This is a genomic window from Pseudomonas sp., assembly GCF_050739775.1.
In the GTDB taxonomy this organism is placed as follows: Bacteria; Pseudomonadota; Gammaproteobacteria; order Pseudomonadales; family Pseudomonadaceae; genus Aquipseudomonas.
In genome coordinates this window covers 1-17,841 of record NZ_JBOICA010000026.1, presented here as the reverse complement: position 1 = coordinate 17,841, position 17,841 = coordinate 1, and the positions used below count along the sequence as shown (strand labels likewise).

Below are 17,841 nucleotides of genomic sequence, written 5' to 3'. Positions count from 1 at the left end.
CCTCATCAGCCTTCGATAGCAGCAGCCTTGGTGGCCGGGTTGCTGGCGGCCAGGCGACTGGAGATGACGATGGCGAGAATGATCAGCACGCCACCCAGGAGCATGCGCGGGGTCGGCGCTTCGGCGAAGATCAGCCAGGCCAGGGCTATGCCGTAGACCGGCTCCAGGGCGAACACCACCGCGGCGGTGCGCGCCTTGATCACAGCAAGACTGGCGACGAACAAGCTATGCGCGACGCCGGTGCAGAACACCCCGAGCAGGCCGATCCACAGCCAGTCCATCGGCGAAACTTCGGCCAGGGCCGGGGCGGCGGCCGGCAATAGGCACAGTGCGACCACCGTGTTCTGGCACAACGCCGCCTGCACGGCCGGAATGCGTGCGCTGGACGCCCGGTTGGTCAATGACAAAAGCGAAAACAACAAGCCTGACAGCAACGACCAGAGCAAGCCGCCAGTGGCCTGGCTGGCCAGGTCGAAGTCCGGGGTGACCAGTACCAGTCCGATGCTCACCAGCAGCACCAGGAGGATTTCGTTGCTGCGAACCCGCTCACGAAACAGCAGGCCTTCGAGGATCACGGTGAAGGCCGGAAAGCTGGCAAAGCCCAAGGTGGCAATGGCTACGCCGGCGACTTTGACGGCAATGAAGAAACTCACCCAGTGCCCGGCCAGCAACACACCTCCCAATAGCAGGCGACGCCAGTCCTGGCCTTGCAGTGGTTGCCAGGCTTTTTGCGCAAGGCGGGCAAAGATGCCGAGCGCCAGTACGGCGAAGGCGGCGCGGCCAAAGACAATGATCGACGGCGCCGCCTGGGCCAGTTTGCCGAAGACGCCAGTCAGGCCGAAGAACAGCGCGCCAATATGCAGGGCGCCGAGGGCGGTGCGGTGGTTCATGGTGATCCTTGTAATAGGCAGGACAGCCCGGCCAGTGTACGAGGCACTGGCAGCGGCTGTCTGTCGCGTTCCTCGCGTCAGTTGTCGCCAGACTCGCGGCGCAATGCCCGAGGCGTACGGCCGAACGCTTTGAGCATGGCGGCGCAGAAGGCGCTTTGCGAGCTATAGCCGACCCGGCTGGCGATTTCACCGATGGCCAGGTCCGTCTCGGCCAGCAACCTGCGCGCCTGCAGGAGTCGGCGCTGGCGGATATAGTCCATGGGCGTGATCGACGCTTCGGCGATGAAGCGGGCATGCAGGCGAGCACTGGAAAGTCCGGCCAGGCGGGCCAGATCGGCGACCTGCAACGGGTAGGCGGCATTGTGCTCGATATGCGCGTCGAAGCTGGCAAAGGGCAGCTGTTTCTGTACGGTGGCTGGGCGTGGAGTGCTGTTCAGGCTGGCCAGCAACAACACCGCGCCCTGTTGGACAATCAGCGGGTCGGCCAGCGCACTGGCCGCCAGCCAGTCGACCAGTCGTTGCTGATGGTTGTCCAGGTTGAGCGAGCCGCGATGTTCAAGCAGGCGTTGGCTGGCCTGGGCCTGCTCACCCAGGCTGCTTTCGAGCCAGGCATCGCCAGGCACATCGAGGACCAGGCAGTGGCTTCCGCTGGTGCTGCCGCAGGTATGGTGGGTGCCGCCAGGCACCACGATAAGGCCCTGGCGCTCGATCTGTGCGCCACGACCGTCAAGCTCGAAGTCCAGCTGCCCGCGCAAGCCGAACACCAGTTGCGGGTGCTCATGGCTGTGGGCGATCAGATCGTCACTGTAGTGACGCAGGGAGAGTATCGAGCCGCTGCTCATTGCGGAGTCCTCCAGGCAGTGGCAGCAGTGTACAGGGTCAGGCAAGGCGCTGGCGTGTCATCAGATCGACGTGGTTTCGTCACGTTCGCTTCACTGCCTGCTGCCACGCTCGGCAAAACTGCCCCGGAGCCAGCCCATGAGCCATGCCGAGCTAGTCAAACCCTCGCGTAAGCAACGCGTGCGCACCTTGTGGATATCCGACGTGCACCTGGGCACGCGGGATTGCCAGGCCGAGCACTTGTCACAGTTCCTCAAGGGCTATCAGGCCGACCGGATCTACCTGGTCGGCGACATCATCGACGGCTGGAAACTACGCGCTGGCATGTACTGGCCGCAGGCACACACCAACGTTATCCGCCGTCTGCTGACCATGAGCAAGCGCGGCACCGAGGTGATCTATGTCACCGGCAACCATGACGAGTTCCTGCGGCGCTATTCCAAGCTGGTGTTGGGCAATATCCGCCTGGTCGACCAAGCCGAGCACCTGACCGCTGATGGACGCCGACTACTGGTGATTCATGGCGATCAATTCGATGTGATCACCCGTTACCATCGCTGGCTGGCCTTTCTCGGTGATTCGGCCTATGAGTTCACCTTGACCCTCAACCGCTGGCTCAACCATTGGCGCGCCCGCTACGGCTACGGTTACTGGTCGTTGTCGGCGTACCTCAAGCACAAGGTCAAGACGGCAGTCAGTTTCATCAGTGATTTCGAAGAGGCGATTGCCCATGAGTGCGTCAAACGCGGCTTTCATGGTGTGGTCTGCGGGCACATTCATCATGCCGAAATCCGTAAGGTCGGCGAGGTCGACTACTTGAACTGTGGTGACTGGGTCGAGTCCTGCACGGCGCTGATCGAGCACTGGGACGGCAGCATCGAGTTGTACCGCTTGGCCGACGCCCAGGCCCGCGAAGCGCAGCGCCTGGCCGATCTGCAATGGATCGAGCCGCGCTGACCTGGCCTTGCGGGCCGAAATCAGAAGGATACTTTACCGCGCAGCATGTCGCGGTACATGGCGAAATCGCCAATGAGGCTGTACAGCGGGTGTTTGAAGGTGGCGGGGCGGTTCTTCTCGAAAAAGAAATGGCCGACCCAGGCAAACCCGTAGCCAGCCAACGGCACCAGCAACAGCACTATCCACTTGCCGCTGGCCAGGGTATAGGCGAGCAGCGCGATGACCAGGGTCGTACCGACGAAGTGCAGGCGCCGGCAGGTTTGATTGCTGTGTTCTTGCAGATAATACGGATAGAACTCGGAAAAACTGCGAAATTGCTGAGGACTGTTCACGACGCAGCTCCTGAAGCGCTCGATATTGATAAAGATACACGGCGTGGAGCCTGAACTGAGTCTAGAGTGAGTAAAATTATCGGGCAGTGACAATAGGCGCCAATTGAGTATCCTTTGAGATCGCCGCAGGAGCGCTCAGTTCGAACATAAGAAGCCAGCCATGAGCGAGAGAACTACGTCAGCAAGCTGGGCCTCAGGGATCGTCAAGGCACTCGAGCTCGAAGGGCTGGATTGCCGTGCCATGTTCCAACAACTCGGCCTGGATTTCGCCGCCCTGGACGACCCCGACGCACGTTTTACCCAGGACGCCATGACCCGTCTGTGGCAACTGGCGGTCGATCTTTCCGGCAACCAGGCCATTGGCCTGAACATGGCCCGGGTGGTCCGTCCGGCGTCATTCCACGTGGTCGGTTACGCCTTGATGTCGAGCCGCACCCTGGGCGAAGGGTTCGAGCGTCTGGTGCGTTACCAGCGCATCATTGCCGAAAGCTCCGATCTGAGTTTCCGCCTGGAGTCGGATGCTTACGCGTTGACCCTCACCGTTCACGGTGACCATCTTCCGCCCACCCGGCACAGCGCCGAAGCCTCGCTGGCCTGTGCGTTGTCGCTGTGCAGCTGGCTGAGCGGGCGGGTGATACAACCACGGCGGGTGTTGATCCAGGGGCCACAGCCGCTGGACGTGACGCCCTACAACATCGCCTTTCATGCGCCACTGGTGTTTGACGCTGCCCATGACGCGTTGATTTTCGAGCGCGCCGACATGGAAGCGCCGCTGCCGACCGCCAATGAGGCCATGGCCACGTTGCATGATCGTTTCGCCGGTGAGTACCTGGCGCGTTTTTCCGAAAGCCGGGTGACGCACCGTGCGCGCCAGGTGCTCTGCCGGGTGTTGCCCCAGGGCGAGCCCAAGCGCGAGACCGTGGCCCAGACCCTGCATTTATCCCAGCGCACCCTACAGCGGCGGTTGCAGGAGGAGGGCACCAGTTTCCAGGCCCTGCTTGACGATACCCGCCGCGAACTGGCTGAGCAGTACCTGGCACAGCCAGGCATGACCCTGTTGGAAACTGCTTATTTGCTCGGGTTTGCCGATCCAAGCAACTTCTACCGGGCCTTTCGCCGCTGGTTCGATGCCACCCCGGGCGAGTATCGGGCGCGAATGGCTGCAAACGCGCCGGCTTCAGCGGCCGAGCAGGGCACCGAAACCTCGGTCAGTGACGCCAGAACGCCGGCATACACAGCACCAGCACGGTAATGATCTCCAGGCGTCCGAGCAGCATGCCGAATGCCAGGATCCACTTGGCCGCGTCCGGCAGGGTGGCGAAATTGCCGGCCGGGCCAATGGTTTCTCCCAGCCCCGGACCGACGCCGGAGACCGTGCTGGCAGCGCCGGTCAACGCGGTCATCCAGTCTACGCCAAGCAACGACAGCAGCAGGGCGATCACGCAGATGGTGATGGCGAAGAAGAACGAGAAAGTCAGAATCGAGCGGACAATCTCTTCATCCAGACGGTGACCGTTGTACTTTTGCTTGATCACCGCGCGGGGGTGGATGAGCTGATTGAGGTTGGCCTTGAGCAGGATGTAGGCCACCTGGAAGCGGAATATCTTGATACCGCCGGCGGTCGAGCCGGAACAGCCACCGACAAAGCCCAGGTAGAAGAACAACATCAGCGAGAAATTGCCCCACAGGCTGTAGTCACCCAGGGCAAAACCGGTGGTGGTCACCACCGAGGTGACGTTCAGCGCCACGTGACGCAAGGCATCCAGCCAGTGCAGCTGGGTGGTCGCCCAGTACCAGGTGCCCAGCACCAGCCAGGTGACCAACAGCATGGCCAGCAGGCCCTGGACCTGCTGGTCCTTGATCAGGGCCTTGCGGTTGCCGCGCAGGGTGGCCACGTAGAGCGCGAAGGGCAAGCTGCCGAAGATCATCACCACCACCGCGACCCAATGCACCGCGGGTTGGTCCCATTTGGCCAGGGATTGGTCGGAGGTGGAGAAGCCGCCGGTGGAGATCGCCGACATGGCATGGTTGATCGCATCGAAACCGTTCATGCCCGCCAGCCAGAACGCCAGACCGCCCAGGGCAGTGATGCCAACGTAAACCGCGACGATTGACTTGGCGACCATGTGCGAACGCGGCATGACTTTTTCGGAGCGGTCCGAGGACTCGGTCTGGAACAGGCGCATGCCACCGATGCGCAGCAGCGGCAGAATGGCCACGGCCATGGCGATAAAGCCGATGCCACCGAGCCAGTGCAGCAGCGAGCGCCACATGAGGATGCCTGGCGACATGCTGTCCAGGCCGCTGAGCACCGTAGCGCCAGTCGCGGTGATGCCGGACATACTCTCGAAGAAGGCGTCGGTATAGCTGATGTGCTGGGTCAGCAGGAATGGCAGGGCAGCGAAGATGCACACCACCAGCCAGCTGCTGACCGTCAGCAGGTACATGTCCCGTGGGCGCAGGTGCACGTGTTCCGGGCGCCCCTGGATGACCAGGGCCAGACCGGCGACGAAGGTGATCATGCTGGCCCAGAGAAACGACGGCAGGTCGCCGGTGCGATCGAAGATCAGCAGGGTGGCCATGGGTACGACCATGCTGATCGCCAGGGTGATCAGGAAGATGCCGATGATGAAACCAATGATCCTTAAGGTCGGCAACGCCATGTGATCTGCTCTGACTCGAAACGGAAGGGCGCCATTCTACCTATGGACCTTTTTAAGTAAACGCTAGAATAGCTGCACATTTCTCTTTAAGGGGTAGCCGATGGAGGCTCTCGACGCATTGCTCAACCGTGTTTCCGTACCACGCCTGGTGGAACCCGCGCCCAATGCCGCACAGCGCGAGGCTCTGTTTCAGGCCGCGTTGCGGGCACCGGACCATGGCCAGCTACGGCCGTGGCGCTTCTTGACGGTTGAGGGTGAGGGGCGCGAAAAGTTGGGGGCACTGCTGGCCGCAGCGGTGCAGGTCGAGGGTAACGCCAACGCGGCTGCTCTGGACAAGGCCCGGGCCATGCCGCTGCGTGCGCCGTTGCTGGTGGTGGTGATTGCGCGTCTGCAGGATCACTTCAAAGTACCAGCGTCGGAGCAGCGTCTGGCTGCCGGCTGTGCTGCCCATGGCATTCTGCTGGCGGCCCATGCCCAGGGCATCGGAGCGGTCTGGCGTACTGGTGAGCTGGCTTACAGCAAGCATGTGGCCAAAGGGTTGGGGCTGGCTGATAACGAGGAGATCATTGCCTTCCTGTACCTGGGCACTGCGCAGCATGAACCGCGTACGGCGCCGGTGCTGGCCACGGCTGACTTTGTCACAGCCTGGGGGCAGTAAGGTTTTGTAGTGTCTGTGCCGGTCTAGCCGGTGCTAATTGTAGGGGCGGATTCATCCGCTCCTACGATTCCTATGGAACTCCAGGCCCGGCCAACGGCAACTCCAGGCTGGCAACAAAGCCACCCTGCGGATGGTTCGCCAGACTCAGACTCCCACCATGGCGCTCCGCCGCCTTGCGCGCAATGGCCAGGCCCAGGCCATGGCCTGCCGCGCTCTGTCCAGGGGCGCGGAAGAACGGCTTGCCCAGTTGCGCCAGGTGTTCTTCGGCCACGCCCGGCCCGTGGTCGCGCACGCTAAGGACGATGCGGTCGTTGTCCCGCACCCCGGTAATTTCAATTGGCTGCCCCGGCGGGTTGAAGCGCAGGGCATTGCGCAGCAGGTTGTCCAGCGCCCGTTCGATCAGCGTGGGCCAGCCTTGCAGGTTCAGTCCGCTTTCGTGGTGCAGCTGTATTTTTTGCTCAGGGGCATTGAGCTGGGCGTCCTTGTGCACTGCCTGCAACACGCCATCCAGGTCAACCGGCTCAGCGCGCGCCTGTTCGGCATCGACCCGAGCCAACGCCAGAATCTCGCTGATCAACGCTTCCAGGCGGTCACATTCGCGGGTCAGGCGTGGCCACAACGCCTGGCGCTGCTCCGGTTCGGCTCGTTCAGCCAGCGCCAGGGCGATGCGCAAGCGGGCCAGCGGCGAGCGCAGTTCATGGGAAACGTCGCGTAACAGCTGGCGCTGGCTGCCGATCAGGCTCTGCAGGCGCGAGCCCATGCGGTTGAAATCGTTGGCCAGCACGCCAAATTCGTCACGGCGGTTGGCCAGTTGCGCCAGGCTGTTTTGCTGGTAAGTGGTCTGCCCCAGGTCATGCACTGCACCGCGCAGGCGGCTGAGCGGGCGGGTGATAGAGAGGGTCACCAGCAGGCTGAACAAGGTCAGCACCACCAGGGCAATACCTAATGCGCTCAGTGGCCAAAGCAGGCTGTCGCGGTGCCAGGTATCCAGCTCCGGGTGGGGAATGCGGTAGATCAGCAGGTAGGTCTCACCGCTGTCGGGGCTGGTGTACTCCTCGGTCAGGCGACGCCAGGGCAGGCGCCGGTCGTCGTTGTGGCGCCGCGCCTCGAAGGCCGCGGCGCGGCGTGGAAAGGTGCCTGGCACCACTGCGTCGCCACTGTCATTGAGCACCTGAACGTCAATGTTGTAACGGCGTTTGCGGTGCTCCAGAAAGTGCTGGGCGTTCTCGGGGCCCTTTTGTTCATAGCGCTGGGTCCAGGTCTTGGCCAGGGTATTGAGGCCCGGGTGGCGACTGAGAATCCAGGCATCCTGGTTGAGCATGTGCCCGAGCAGGATCGACAGGCCGGCGACCAGGGCAATGGCCAGCCAGAAACTGGCCAGGATGCGCCAGAACAATGAACGCAAGGGAGGCTCCTTCAACGGCAAAAAGCCCGGCCTGCACAGGGGCAGGCCGGACGGGAGGCTGACAGCTTACTGGGCCTTGGTGGCTTTTTCAGCTTTCCAGGCCTTGAACTCGCTCCATTCGGCGCGGCGTTGCTCCTGCTCTTTCTTCAGCTCATCGAATTTCTTCTGCTGATCAGGCTTGAGCAGAGCGCGGATCTCGGCCTGGGTCTTGTCCTTTTTGACCTGCAGTTCGTCTTTCAGGGCTTTCTGATCTGCAGCCGGGAGTTTTTCCAGGTAACGCTTGGTGATTTCCTGACGGCTCTTCATCTGCTCGCCCATCAGTTTGCCGATCTGCTGACGCTGTTCGCGGGTCAGGTCCAGCTGGGCGAAAGGCGCTCCACCGCGGTGGTGATCGCCGTGGCGCGGGCCGCCTTCTGGCATGGCCATGACGACGGTCGGCAGGGCGGCAGCGAACATCAGGGCGATAAGGGTCTTGCGCATGGTGTCTCTCCTTTTTGGGGCCGGTAGTTACCGGATGTGCCCAGTCTAGGGAGAGCAAGGTCAACGGCGGTCAGGCAAGGGTAAAGCTTGGGTAAAGATGCCAGGCCGCCGAACTGACATTACAGGCTGTAGTAGTAGCCGCGGCTGCGCAGGGCCACGATGCGCGGGCGGCCATCAGGGTGCGGGCCGACCTTCTTGCGCAGGTTGCTGACGTGCATGTCCAGGCTGCGGTCGTAGAGGGTCAACTTGCGGCCCAGGGCGATCTGCGCCAGTTCCTGCTTGTCCAGCGGCTCGCCTGGCTGGCGCAGCAGGGCTTCGAGAATGCGGCTCTCGGAGAGGGTCAGGGTCAGTTCATGCTCGTCGATACTGACCACGCCCCGGGCCGGACTGAAACACAAATCGCCGACTTCGATCTGGCTCGGCGTGGCGCTGGGGTGACTGCGGCGCAGCACTGCACGCAGGCGGGCAGTGAGTTCGCGCGGGTCGCAAGGTTTGGCCAGGTAATCATCGGCGCCCAGTTCAAGGCCAAGAATGCGGTCAAGCGGTTCGCCGCGGGCCGACAGCATCAGCACCGGCAGCTCGGCATGCTCGTTGCGCAGTTGCTTGAGCAACTCCAGGCCACTGCCGTCGGGCAGCATCACGTCCAGCACCACGGCGGCCGGAGCCTGCTCGGCCAGGGCCTTGCGGGCGCTCTGGCCATTGTGGCAGGCGCGTACGGTAAAGCCTTCCTGGGTCAGCCAGCTGCCGAGCAGCTCGCAGAGTTCCTGGTCATCATCAATCAGTAACAGCTCGCTCATGACTCACTCAATTCAACCATTGCCGACGCTTTCTGTGTCCGCCGCTGGCAAAGATACCGCAGAGTGCTGCCAAGAGGGCAACCGCGCCACCAATCAGGAACCATTGTTGCTGGTCGGTGATCAGGCGTTCAGGGGGGCTGGCCTGGAGCTCCTTGAGCGCCAGCTTGAGGCGCTGGTTCTCTTGGCGAAGGCGGCTGAGCTGAGCGCTTTCGCGTTCGCTGTCGGCATTGTGCAACTGCTGGGTGAGTGCTTCGCGCAGGCGCTCGCTTTCCTGCAGACGCTGTTGCAGCTCGGTGATCTGGCTGCCGACACTGAGCGACAGCGGGGTGCTGGAGGCAATGGGCTCTTCGGCCTGGGCGAACGGGGTCAGCAACAACAGGCACAGCAGCAGGGACAACGGACCTTGACGCATTGGAACTCCTGATTCTTGTCGATTCAGCAGGTTGTCGGCTGGCAGACGAGAATAATGAGCAGTTGCGTCAGTAATAGACGGGAGCGCGGTGCGCACAGCGGCGCACCGCTTGCAGCGGTTTACGGCAGGACTTGCTTGAACGGCTTGACGATGACGTTGGCATAAACGCCAGCGGCAATGTACGGGTCGGCATCGGCCCAGGCTTGCGCTGCGGCCAGGGAGTCGAACTCGGCGACGATCAGGCTGCCAGTGAAGCCGGCTGCGCCAGGGTCATTGCTGTCAATGGCCGGGTGCGGGCCGGCCAGCACCACACGACCTTGTTCCTTGAGTTGCTGCAGGCGTTCGATATGCGCCGGGCGGGCGGCCAGGCGTTTTTCCAGGGAGTCGGCAACGTCACTGGCGATAATGGCGTAGAGCATGTCAATCCTCAGGCTTAGGGGTGGAGGGGTCGCTGTCGTGCAAGTGGCGGGACAGGTAGACACCTTGGCCGACCAGGAACAGTACGGTCATGCCCAGGCTGCCGAACACCTTGAAGTCGACCCAGATGTCCTGGAAGGTGAAGGCAACGAACAGGTTGGCGGCGCCGCAGAACAGGAAAAAGGCGACCCAGGCCAGGTTCAGACGTGTCCAGACAGCATCTGGCAGGCTGATGGCATGGCCCATGATGCGCTTGATAAGCACCCGGTCACCGATGAAGTGGCTACCGGTAAACGCCAGGGCAAACAGCCAGTTGACCACCGGAGCCTTCCACTTGAGGAAGGTTTCGCTGTGGAAGGCCAAGGTCAGGCCACCGAACACCAGGCAGGCGACCAAGGTCAGCCATTGACCTTTTTCCAGCTTGCGCTGGTGGATGAACAGTGCGCCATAGACCACCATTGAGCTGATAATCAGCATCGCTGTGGCGCTGAAGATGCCTCCGAGTGCGACGCTGTGACCGGCAAATTCGACGGTGCGAGGTTCGAGCTTGAAGACGATGAAGAACAGGAGCAGCGGGATGAAATCGATGAATTGTTTCACAGTGGCAGCCAGAAGCAGGATGTGACGGCATAATAACAAACATCAATGATAGCGAAAGCGCCACCTATGAATGTTGATCTGCACTGCCACAGTACGGCCTCCGACGGCGCCTTGTCGCCGACGGCACTGGTCGCCCGGGCCCATGAGCACGGCGTGCGGATGCTCTCGCTGACCGACCATGACACCCTCGAAGGCCAACTCGAGGCCCGTGCCGCCACCCAGGCCCTGGGCATGCAGTGGGTCAGCGGGATTGAACTGTCGTGCACCTGGGGCGGCGCGACCATCCATGTGCTGGGCTACAACTTTGCCCTGGACGCCGCGCCGTTGCTTGAGGCCGTCGAATCACTACACCGGGGGCGCTGGTTGCGTGCCGAGGAAATCGACCGGCGGTTAACGCTCAAGGGCATGCCTGGCGCGCTGGAGGGCGCGCGGGCCATCCAGCAAGAGTTGGGCGACAGCGGTAATGCCCCGGCACGCCCACACTTTGCTGAGTTCCTGGTGCGTGCAGGCCACGTCAAAGACCGCGCCGAGGCCTTTCGCAAGTGGTTGGGCGCCGGCAAGCTGGGCGACGTCAAGCTGCACTGGCCAACCCTCGACGAGACCGTGGAAACCCTGCGCAAGTCCAATGCCTGGGTCAGCCTGGCGCACCCGATGCACTATGAATTAACACGCAGCAAGCGCCGCCGGCTGATTGCCGACTATATTCAAGCAGGCGGCCAGGCACTGGAAGTGGTCAACGGTATGATGCCGGCCGAACAGGTGGGCACAATGTCCATCCTGGCCCGTGAGTTCGGTCTGCTGGCCAGCGCCGGCAGTGACTTCCATGGCCCTGGCACCTGGGGTGAGATCGGTGTCTACCGGCCGTTGCCAGAGGATCTGCCACTCTTGTGGCGTCGATTCAAACATGAGCAGCCTATTGCGGCCGTCTGAACAGGAAGAGAATGTGAGTCAGTTTTTCCAGATTCATGCGGAAAACCCGCAACCGCGCCTGATCAAGCAGGCCGTCGAGATCATTCGCAAGGGCGGGGTGGTGATCTATCCGACCGACTCCTCCTACGCAATGGGTTGCCAGATTGGTGACAAAAATGCTGTGGAGCGGGTCCGGCGCCTGCGACAACTGGACAAGAACCACAACTTCACGCTGATCTGCTGCGACTTGTCGCAAATGGGCCTGTTTGCCAAGATCGACACCTCTACCTTTCGCCTGCTCAAGGCCCATGTGCCGGGGCCTTACACCTTCATTCTCAACGCCACCCGCGAAGTGCCGCGCCTGCTGCTGCACGAGAAGCGCCGCACCATCGGCTTGCGCGTGCCGTCCAATCCAATTGCACTGGCGTTGCTGGGAGAGCTGGGTGAGCCGCTGATGAGCGTCAGCCTGATCATGCCTGGCGAAGACGAGCCGATGACCGATCCCTACGAGATCCGCCAGGCCCTGGAGCATCAGGTCGACCTGATTGTCGACGGCGGTTTTGGTGATACCAAGGCCTCTACTGTGATCAGCCTGGCCGGCGATGAGCCTGAAGTCATCCGCGTCGGTTGCGGCGACCCGGCACCGTTCATGGTCGAAGCGTGAGCCAGGCGTCCACCACCGAGCCAAGCATCGACCCGCAAGCAGGCGCCCAGCAGGAATTGCCTCTGGTGCTGGTCTATGGCGAGGCCATGACCGAAATGCCGGTGGACCTGTACATTCCGCCGGACGCCCTGGAAGTGTTCCTCGAAGCGTTCGAAGGCCCGCTGGACCTGCTGCTCTACCTGATCCGCAAGCAGAACGTCGACATCCTCGATATCCCGGTGGCGGAGATCACTCGCCAGTACATGGGCTATGTCGAGTTGATGAAGACCGTGCGTCTGGAACTGGCTGCCGAGTATCTGGTGATGGCAGCGATGCTGGCGGAGATCAAGTCGCGCATGCTCTTGCCGCGATCGGCCGAGATCGAGGAAGAAGAGAGCGATCCGCGCGCCGAGCTGATTCGCCGCCTGCAGGAGTACGAGCGCTTCAAGGCCGCGGCCGAAGGCATCGATGGCCTCAGCCGGGTCGGGCGCGAGATCATCGTGCCGCGCCTGGATGCGCCCCAGGCCAAGGCCCGCAAACTGTTGCCGGAAGTCAGCCTGGAAGAGCTGCTGATGTCGATGGCCGAAGTGTTGCGCCGGGGTGATCTGTTCGAAAGTCACCAGATCAGCCGTGAGGCGTTGTCGACCCGCGAGCGCATGAGCGAAGTGCTGGAGCGCCTCAAAGGCGGTGGCTTCGTACCTTTCGTCGAGCTGTTTACTGCCGAGGAAGGCAAGTTGGGCGTGGTGGTGACCTTCATGGCAATTCTTGAACTGGTGAAGGAATCCTTGATCGAACTGGTGCAAAATGAGCCCTTTGCGCCGATCCACGTCCGCGCCCGGGCCGAGTGACAACGAGCAACGCCATGAACCTGAACGATCCGCGCGAATTGGCGCCCTTGCTTGAAGCCTTTTTGCTGGCCTCGGGAAAACCGCAGTCGCTGGAGCGGCTGTTCGAGCTCTTCGAAGAAGCCGAACGCCCCGAGCCTGCCGTGTTCAAGAAAGCCCTGGAGGTGTTGCGCAAGTCCTGCAATGGCCGCGCTTTCGAACTCAAGGAGGTCGCTTCCGGCTATCGCCTGCAAATCCGTGAAGATTACGCCCCCTGGGTGGGCCGTTTGTGGGAGGAGAGACCGCAGCGTTACTCCCGTGCGCTACTGGAAACCATGGCCCTGATTGCCTACCGCCAACCCATCACCCGCGGCGAAATCGAAGACGTGCGTGGCGTGGCGGTCAACACCAACATCGTCAAGACCCTGCTCGAACGTGAGTGGATTCGTATCGTTGGCTACCGTGAAGTACCGGGCAAGCCGGCGATGTTCGCCACCACCAAAACCTTTCTCGACCACTTCAACCTGAAGAACCTCGATGACCTGCCGGCCCTGGCCGACTTGCGTGAGATGGAACCAGAGCCTGTCCTTGAGCTTGATGATGCGCCGGTGCCAGCCCACCTGCAGGCCCTCGCCGACGAAAGCGCTGAGCCACAAGAGCCTAAGGAAGAAACCAGCTTCCGTAGCCTGTTGGTCGAGCTCGACGCCATGGAGGAGGGCCTCAAGACCGACTTTGACGACCTGCTGGAGGAGGAACCTGCGGTTGAAGGCGCCCAAGCCCTTGATCCGGAGCCCGAAACGCCAAGGCAGTAAGCATTGGCCTTCGGGCAGAATTAACCGCCAGGCCGAAGAATTTCAGCTAGTCTCAGGTGCGCTCGACGCGTGATCAGCGTATGATTTGCGACCTTTTTGGCGCTTGTTCGCCCAATCAGCTTTCAATACTTACACCGGGAGGTGCCCAGCATGAGTGAAAAAGACCTGCAAGAAACCCAGCCATTGCCGCCATCGGGCGAGAAACTGCAAAAAGTTCTCGCGCGTATCGGCGTGGGCTCGCGCCGTGACGTCGAGGCCTGGATCGGCCAGGGCCGGATCAAGGTCAACGGCGTGAATGCCACCTTGGGTCAGCGCGTCGACCTGCATGATGCGATTTCCGTCGATGGTCGCCTGATCAAGCGTGAAGAGGCTGCCGAGACCGTGCGCCGGGTGATCATGTACAACAAACCCGATGGCGAGATCTGCACCCGTGACGACCCGGAAGGCCGCCCGACTGTGTTCGACCGTCTGCCACGGCCGAAAGAAGGGCGCTGGATCAACATCGGTCGCCTGGACATCAACACCACTGGCCTGCTGATGTTCACCACTGATGGTGAGCTGGCCAACCGTCTGATGCACCCTTCCTACGAGATGGACCGTGAATACGCGGTACGGGTCCGTGGTGAAGTCGACGAAGACATGATTGCCCGCCTCAAGGCCGGTGTCGTGCTCGAAGACGGTCCGGCGCGCTTCACCGATATCCAGGAAGCGCCTGGCGGTGAAGGTTTCAACCACTGGTACCACTGCGTGGTGATGGAAGGCCGTAACCGTGAAGTGCGTCGCCTGTGGGAATCCCAGGGTCTGGTGGTCAGCCGTTTGAAGCGCGTACGTTTTGGTCCGGTGTTCCTCAACTCCGACCTGCCGATGGGGCGCTGGCGCGAAATGAGTCAGCAGGAAGTGGACATCCTGGCGGCCGAAGTGGGCCTGGCGCCGGTAGCAATGCCAACCCTGAACCACAAGACCAAGGACAAACTGGAGCGCCTGCAGCGCAAATCCACCCGTCCGCTGGGTCGTGGTGAGCGCGTGCGTACCCTGCGTCCGGCACAAGAAGGTGGCGCGGCAGCCGAGCGTCCGGCCCGTCAACCGCGTGGTGGTGAAGCCGAGCGTCCTGCTCGTCAGCCCCGTGGCGAAGCGCCGCGCAAGGATACAGGCCGTGGCCGCAGCACCGTGGCTGAGCGTCCGAGTGAGATGAACAAGCGTGGCAAGCCGGCGCCCAAGCGTCCAGGCAGCACCCGCAACAAACCTCGCCCGTAACCGCTCCTGAAGGTAAGTCAAAAAGCCAACCTTCGGGTTGGCTTTTTTTTGTCTGAAAAGTCTTGTCTTACAGATACTTCCGTAAGCCATGGAAAGTTTTTAAACCGACTTGTAAATAAATCGTTACAAAGCTGCCCGGCATACGCTGGAATTTCTGTGCGTCTCCGACGCTGTAAACAGAACTTGCCGAATAGCCCAGCCCTGCAGCGTTTACGCGTACGTCAAGTGCTTGCTCGCAGGCCTTGGGGGCGGTGAGATGTGCGTCATTGCCGTGTGCAAAGCCAGGCCGGAGAGCCGGGCATTCAATAAGAACAAACGGAGGCGCCATGTACGCCGATTACCTCCCCAGGCTTCATTCTTTCCTCAGGAACGGTGCGTTTTGTCATCAGACAATCACGCAACGTGTTGACCCCTGCGCGCCTGCAGGGGTATACAATGCGCCGCGTTTTACCTGTGACCCCAATGCGTACCGCGCACTCTTGCTGACACCCGGCTGATTTACCCACGGCTTTTGCCCTGGATGGGCAGCAGTTGTCCAAGATCCTCAAGGTAACCACCTTGTTAATTCCGCTGCGCCACGAGCGCGGTGGGTCCGATTCCGTCACAGATAAAAACAAGCAGGTGACTTCGTTCATGAGTGGACCAAACACGCATTCAGGCGAGCTGAAACGCGGCCTGAAAAATCGCCATATCCAGTTGATTGCCTTGGGCGGTGCAATTGGTACGGGACTGTTTCTGGGGTCAGCCGGTGTGATGAAATCGGCGGGCCCGTCGATGATTCTCGGCTATGCGATCTGTGGTTTCATCGCCTTCATGATCATGCGCCAGCTTGGCGAGATGATCGTCGAAGAGCCGGTGGCCGGTTCGTTCAGCCACTTTGCCCACAAATACTGGGGCGGTTTCGCTGGCTTCCTGTCCGGTTGGAACTGCTGGGTCCTGTATATCCTGGTCGGTATGTCGGAGCTGACCGCCGTTGGCAAGTACGTGCACTACTGGTGGCCGGAGATCCCTACCTGGGCCTCGGCAGCTGCCTTCTTCATCTTGATCAACGTGATCAATCTGGCCAATGTCAAGGTTTTCGGCGAGGCCGAGTTCTGGTTCGCAATCATCAAGGTCCTGGCTATCGTCGGCATGATTGCCCTAGGCAGCTACATGCTGGTCAGCGGTAGTGGCGGTCCGCAGGCCTCGGTGAGCAACCTGTGGGAGCACGGCGGCTTCTTCCCCAACGGGGTGAGCGGCTTGGTCATGGCCCTGGCGATCATCATGTTCTCCTTCGGCGGTCTGGAAATGCTCGGTTTCACCGCAGCAGAAGCCGACAAGCCGAAAACCGTGATCCCGAAAGCGATCAATCAGGTGATTTACCGCATTCTGATTTTCTACATCGGCGCCCTGGTGGTGCTGCTGTCGTTGACCCCATGGGACAGCCTGGTCACCAGCCTCGATGCTTCCGGTGGTACCTATGGCGCCAGCCCATTCGTCCAGGTGTTCTCGCTGCTGGGTAGCGATGTGGCTGCGCACATCCTCAACTTCGTGGTCCTGACCGCGGCGCTGTCGGTGTACAACAGCGGCACTTACTGCAACGCCCGCATGCTCTACGGTATGGCCGAGCAGGGCGATGCCCCGGCAAGCCTGGCGAAGATCGACAAGCGCGGCGTGCCGGTGCGTTCGATCCTGGCCTCGGCAGCCGTGACCCTGGTGGCGGTACTGCTTAACTACTTCATCCCGCAGCACGCCCTGGAGCTGCTGATGTCGCTGGTGGTGGCTGCTCTGGTGATCAACTGGGCGATGATCAGCTACTCGCACCTGAAATTCCGCCAGCACATGAACAAGACTGGCCAGAAGCCGCTGTTCAAGGCGCTGTGGTACCCCTACGGCAACTACATTTGCCTGGCTTTCGTGGTGCTGATCCTGGGCATTATGCTGCTGATCCCGGGTATCCAGATGTCGGTGTATGCGATTCCGGTGTGGCTGGTGGTGATGTTTGCCTGCTACGGGCTCAAGGGCAATCGCCATGCCCGTCGTGTACCTGACGCAGGTATTGCGGTCAAGTAAGGCGCAGCCTGTGTTGAAGGAGCCCGGCCTTGCGCCGGGCTTTTGGTTTTTGCGGTATCCTCATGGCCTTATCAGGCCCGTGACTCATGTTGATCATTTCCAATACCGTGCAGATTCCCGACCAGGAAATCGAATTGACGGCTATTCGCGCCCAGGGCGCGGGTGGACAGAACGTCAACAAGGTCTCCAGTGCCATGCACCTGCGTTTCGACAGTCAAGCCTCGTCCTTGCCGCCGTTCTACAAAGAGCGCTTGCTGGCTTTGCGCGACAGTCGCATTACCCGCGACGGGGTGATCATCATCAAGGCTCAGCAATACCGTACTCAGGAGCAGAACCGCACGGATGCGCTGGAGCGCTTGCGTGAGCTGATCCTGGCGGCAGTCAAGGTGGAGAAGGCACGACGCCCGACCCGGCCGACCCTGGGGTCGAAAACCCGGCGCCTGGATACCAAGAGCAAGCGCGGGGCGATCAAGGCCGGGCGCGGCAAGATCGATTACTGAAGCTTCTGCGGGTGGCGCGCGGGAAGTACGTCAGGGGGGATTCTTGACGGTGTGAAAACGCGTTGACGGGGTAATCCCTGCATCAGCCGTTTTCACACAGTCTGACTGTTGCGCGGTTATTCCTGGTCGGCGCTGGAGGTTTCGTCGCCGTCGTGGTCAGCCTGGGCTGGTTCGGCGCTGTGAGTGGCAGGTGTCTGCTCTTCTGGGTTCAGGCTTGGGAAGGGAAGATTCGGGATTTCATGCATCTCGTCGTTCCTCGCAAGTGTGTGGAAAGGCTGCGCAAGGCGCGCATGGCTTGTAAAAAGCTCGTGCAGGATACAGGAGTCTGGATGACAGTATGAATTTTCCTGCTTAATGGCCATCGCGGGGCAAGCCCGCTTCCACAGTGTGGAAGCG

Annotated in this window: 20 protein-coding genes and 1 pseudogene; 10 read left to right on the top strand and 11 right to left on the bottom strand. The window is 61.4% G+C overall.

Annotated features, from left to right (window positions below; genetic code table 11):
• Window positions 1-5: 5 nt before the first annotated feature.
• Both ACRESH_RS15000 and ACRESH_RS14995 read right to left on the bottom strand, forming a co-directional pair.
• Window positions 6-890, bottom strand: coding sequence for a DMT family transporter (locus tag ACRESH_RS15000; protein ID WP_431742740.1), 885 nt, complete (start codon window positions 888-890; stop codon window positions 6-8).
• 77 nt (window positions 891-967) lie between these two features.
• The gene (locus tag ACRESH_RS14995; RefSeq protein ID WP_431742739.1) at window positions 968-1,732 is read right to left on the bottom strand and encodes an AraC family transcriptional regulator; all 765 of its coding nucleotides are present in this window, start codon (window positions 1,730-1,732) and stop codon (window positions 968-970) included.
• Between the two features lie 136 nt (window positions 1,733-1,868).
• Here ACRESH_RS14995 and ACRESH_RS14990 point away from each other — a divergent pair, with 136 nt between their 5' ends.
• A complete protein-coding gene (locus tag ACRESH_RS14990) occupies window positions 1,869-2,687 on the top strand; it encodes a UDP-2,3-diacylglucosamine diphosphatase (RefSeq protein ID WP_431742738.1) in 819 nt (272 codons plus the stop codon).
• Window positions 2,688-2,707: 20 nt separating this feature from the next.
• On the opposite strand, the gene ACRESH_RS14985 is transcribed toward ACRESH_RS14990, so the two are convergent.
• Window positions 2,708-3,019: an Mpo1-like protein gene (locus tag ACRESH_RS14985; protein ID WP_431742737.1), complete on the bottom strand. Its 312-nt coding sequence runs from the start codon at window positions 3,017-3,019 to the stop codon at window positions 2,708-2,710.
• A 160-nt stretch (window positions 3,020-3,179) separates the two neighbouring features.
• On the opposite strand from ACRESH_RS14985, the gene ACRESH_RS14980 reads away from it, so the two are divergent.
• The gene (locus ACRESH_RS14980) at window positions 3,180-4,271 is read left to right on the top strand and encodes an AraC family transcriptional regulator (protein ID WP_431742736.1); all 1,092 of its coding nucleotides are present in this window, start codon (window positions 3,180-3,182) and stop codon (window positions 4,269-4,271) included.
• On the opposite strand, the gene ACRESH_RS14975 is transcribed toward ACRESH_RS14980, so the two are convergent.
• Window positions 4,228-5,682: a TrkH family potassium uptake protein gene (locus tag ACRESH_RS14975; RefSeq protein WP_431742735.1), complete on the bottom strand. Its 1,455-nt coding sequence runs from the start codon at window positions 5,680-5,682 to the stop codon at window positions 4,228-4,230. The genes ACRESH_RS14980 and ACRESH_RS14975 overlap by 44 nt on opposite strands.
• A 100-nt stretch (window positions 5,683-5,782) precedes the next feature.
• Here ACRESH_RS14975 and ACRESH_RS14970 point away from each other — a divergent pair, with 100 nt between their 5' ends.
• Complete coding sequence (locus ACRESH_RS14970; protein WP_431742734.1) at window positions 5,783-6,340, top strand: NAD(P)H nitroreductase; 558 nt, start codon at window positions 5,783-5,785, stop codon at window positions 6,338-6,340.
• Window positions 6,341-6,410: 70 nt separating this feature from the next.
• On the opposite strand, the gene ACRESH_RS14965 is transcribed toward ACRESH_RS14970, so the two are convergent.
• The 6 genes from ACRESH_RS14965 to ACRESH_RS14940 all read right to left on the bottom strand — a co-directional run bounded on the left by ACRESH_RS14965 (window position 6,411) and on the right by ACRESH_RS14940 (window position 10,451).
• The gene (locus ACRESH_RS14965) at window positions 6,411-7,745 is read right to left on the bottom strand and encodes a sensor histidine kinase (protein WP_431742733.1); all 1,335 of its coding nucleotides are present in this window, start codon (window positions 7,743-7,745) and stop codon (window positions 6,411-6,413) included.
• A gap of 66 nt (window positions 7,746-7,811) precedes the next feature.
• Complete coding sequence (locus ACRESH_RS14960; RefSeq protein WP_431742732.1) at window positions 7,812-8,225, bottom strand: Spy/CpxP family protein refolding chaperone; 414 nt, start codon at window positions 8,223-8,225, stop codon at window positions 7,812-7,814.
• Window positions 8,226-8,344: 119 nt separating this feature from the next.
• A complete protein-coding gene (locus tag ACRESH_RS14955; protein WP_431742731.1) occupies window positions 8,345-9,022 on the bottom strand; it encodes a response regulator transcription factor in 678 nt (225 codons plus the stop codon).
• Between the two features lie 7 nt (window positions 9,023-9,029).
• The gene (locus ACRESH_RS14950; RefSeq protein WP_431742730.1) at window positions 9,030-9,434 is read right to left on the bottom strand and encodes a translation initiation factor 2; all 405 of its coding nucleotides are present in this window, start codon (window positions 9,432-9,434) and stop codon (window positions 9,030-9,032) included.
• A gap of 119 nt (window positions 9,435-9,553) precedes the next feature.
• Window positions 9,554-9,853: a YciI family protein gene (locus ACRESH_RS14945; RefSeq protein ID WP_431742729.1), complete on the bottom strand. Its 300-nt coding sequence runs from the start codon at window positions 9,851-9,853 to the stop codon at window positions 9,554-9,556.
• A 1-nt stretch (window position 9,854) separates the two neighbouring features.
• Entirely contained in the window at window positions 9,855-10,451 is a 597-nt protein-coding gene (locus ACRESH_RS14940) for a septation protein A (RefSeq protein WP_431742728.1), read from the bottom strand.
• A gap of 66 nt (window positions 10,452-10,517) precedes the next feature.
• Here ACRESH_RS14940 and ACRESH_RS14935 point away from each other — a divergent pair, with 66 nt between their 5' ends.
• The 7 genes and pseudogenes from ACRESH_RS14935 to arfB all read left to right on the top strand — a co-directional run bounded on the left by ACRESH_RS14935 (window position 10,518) and on the right by arfB (window position 17,445).
• Complete coding sequence (locus ACRESH_RS14935) at window positions 10,518-11,381, top strand: PHP domain-containing protein (protein WP_431742727.1); 864 nt, start codon at window positions 10,518-10,520, stop codon at window positions 11,379-11,381.
• Between the two features lie 13 nt (window positions 11,382-11,394).
• Window positions 11,395-12,024, top strand: coding sequence for an L-threonylcarbamoyladenylate synthase (locus ACRESH_RS14930; protein WP_431742726.1), 630 nt, complete (start codon window positions 11,395-11,397; stop codon window positions 12,022-12,024).
• Between the two features lie 128 nt (window positions 12,025-12,152).
• The gene (locus ACRESH_RS14925) at window positions 12,153-12,851 is read left to right on the top strand and encodes a segregation and condensation protein A (RefSeq protein ID WP_431742800.1); all 699 of its coding nucleotides are present in this window, start codon (window positions 12,153-12,155) and stop codon (window positions 12,849-12,851) included.
• A 14-nt stretch (window positions 12,852-12,865) separates the two neighbouring features.
• Window positions 12,866-13,624: pseudogene (gene scpB, locus ACRESH_RS14920) on the top strand (SMC-Scp complex subunit ScpB); the annotation flags it as partial.
• Between the two features lie 165 nt (window positions 13,625-13,789).
• On the top strand, window positions 13,790-14,893 hold the full coding sequence (rluB, locus tag ACRESH_RS14915; protein ID WP_431742725.1) for a 23S rRNA pseudouridine(2605) synthase RluB: 1,104 nt from the start codon (window positions 13,790-13,792) through the stop codon (window positions 14,891-14,893).
• Between the two features lie 633 nt (window positions 14,894-15,526).
• Window positions 15,527-16,945, top strand: coding sequence for an amino acid permease (locus ACRESH_RS14910; protein ID WP_431742724.1), 1,419 nt, complete (start codon window positions 15,527-15,529; stop codon window positions 16,943-16,945).
• An 86-nt stretch (window positions 16,946-17,031) separates the two neighbouring features.
• Window positions 17,032-17,445: an alternative ribosome rescue aminoacyl-tRNA hydrolase ArfB gene (arfB, locus tag ACRESH_RS14905; RefSeq protein WP_431742723.1), complete on the top strand. Its 414-nt coding sequence runs from the start codon at window positions 17,032-17,034 to the stop codon at window positions 17,443-17,445.
• Between the two features lie 116 nt (window positions 17,446-17,561).
• Here arfB and ACRESH_RS14900 read toward each other — a convergent pair.
• The coding region (locus tag ACRESH_RS14900; RefSeq protein WP_431742801.1) for a hypothetical protein at window positions 17,562-17,841 on the bottom strand (280 nt) is incomplete at its 5' end.

Coding starts and splice junctions, on each gene's coding strand:
- ACRESH_RS15000 (WP_431742740.1), bottom strand. CDS start 890: ATGAACCACCGCACCGCCCTCGGCGCCCTGCATATTGGCGCGCTGTTC.
- ACRESH_RS14995 (WP_431742739.1), bottom strand. CDS start 1,732: ATGAGCAGCGGCTCGATACTCTCCCTGCGTCACTACAGTGACGATCTG.
- ACRESH_RS14990 (WP_431742738.1), top strand. CDS start 1,869: ATGAGCCATGCCGAGCTAGTCAAACCCTCGCGTAAGCAACGCGTGCGC.
- ACRESH_RS14980 (WP_431742736.1), top strand. CDS start 3,180: ATGAGCGAGAGAACTACGTCAGCAAGCTGGGCCTCAGGGATCGTCAAG.
- ACRESH_RS14975 (WP_431742735.1), bottom strand. CDS start 5,682: ATGGCGTTGCCGACCTTAAGGATCATTGGTTTCATCATCGGCATCTTC.
- ACRESH_RS14970 (WP_431742734.1), top strand. CDS start 5,783: ATGGAGGCTCTCGACGCATTGCTCAACCGTGTTTCCGTACCACGCCTG.
- ACRESH_RS14960 (WP_431742732.1), bottom strand. CDS start 8,225: ATGCGCAAGACCCTTATCGCCCTGATGTTCGCTGCCGCCCTGCCGACC.
- ACRESH_RS14955 (WP_431742731.1), bottom strand. CDS start 9,022: ATGAGCGAGCTGTTACTGATTGATGATGACCAGGAACTCTGCGAGCTG.
- ACRESH_RS14950 (WP_431742730.1), bottom strand. CDS start 9,434: ATGCGTCAAGGTCCGTTGTCCCTGCTGCTGTGCCTGTTGTTGCTGACC.
- ACRESH_RS14945 (WP_431742729.1), bottom strand. CDS start 9,853: ATGCTCTACGCCATTATCGCCAGTGACGTTGCCGACTCCCTGGAAAAA.
- ACRESH_RS14935 (WP_431742727.1), top strand. CDS start 10,518: ATGAATGTTGATCTGCACTGCCACAGTACGGCCTCCGACGGCGCCTTG.
- rluB (WP_431742725.1), top strand. CDS start 13,790: ATGAGTGAAAAAGACCTGCAAGAAACCCAGCCATTGCCGCCATCGGGC.
- ACRESH_RS14910 (WP_431742724.1), top strand. CDS start 15,527: ATGAGTGGACCAAACACGCATTCAGGCGAGCTGAAACGCGGCCTGAAA.
- arfB (WP_431742723.1), top strand. CDS start 17,032: ATGTTGATCATTTCCAATACCGTGCAGATTCCCGACCAGGAAATCGAA.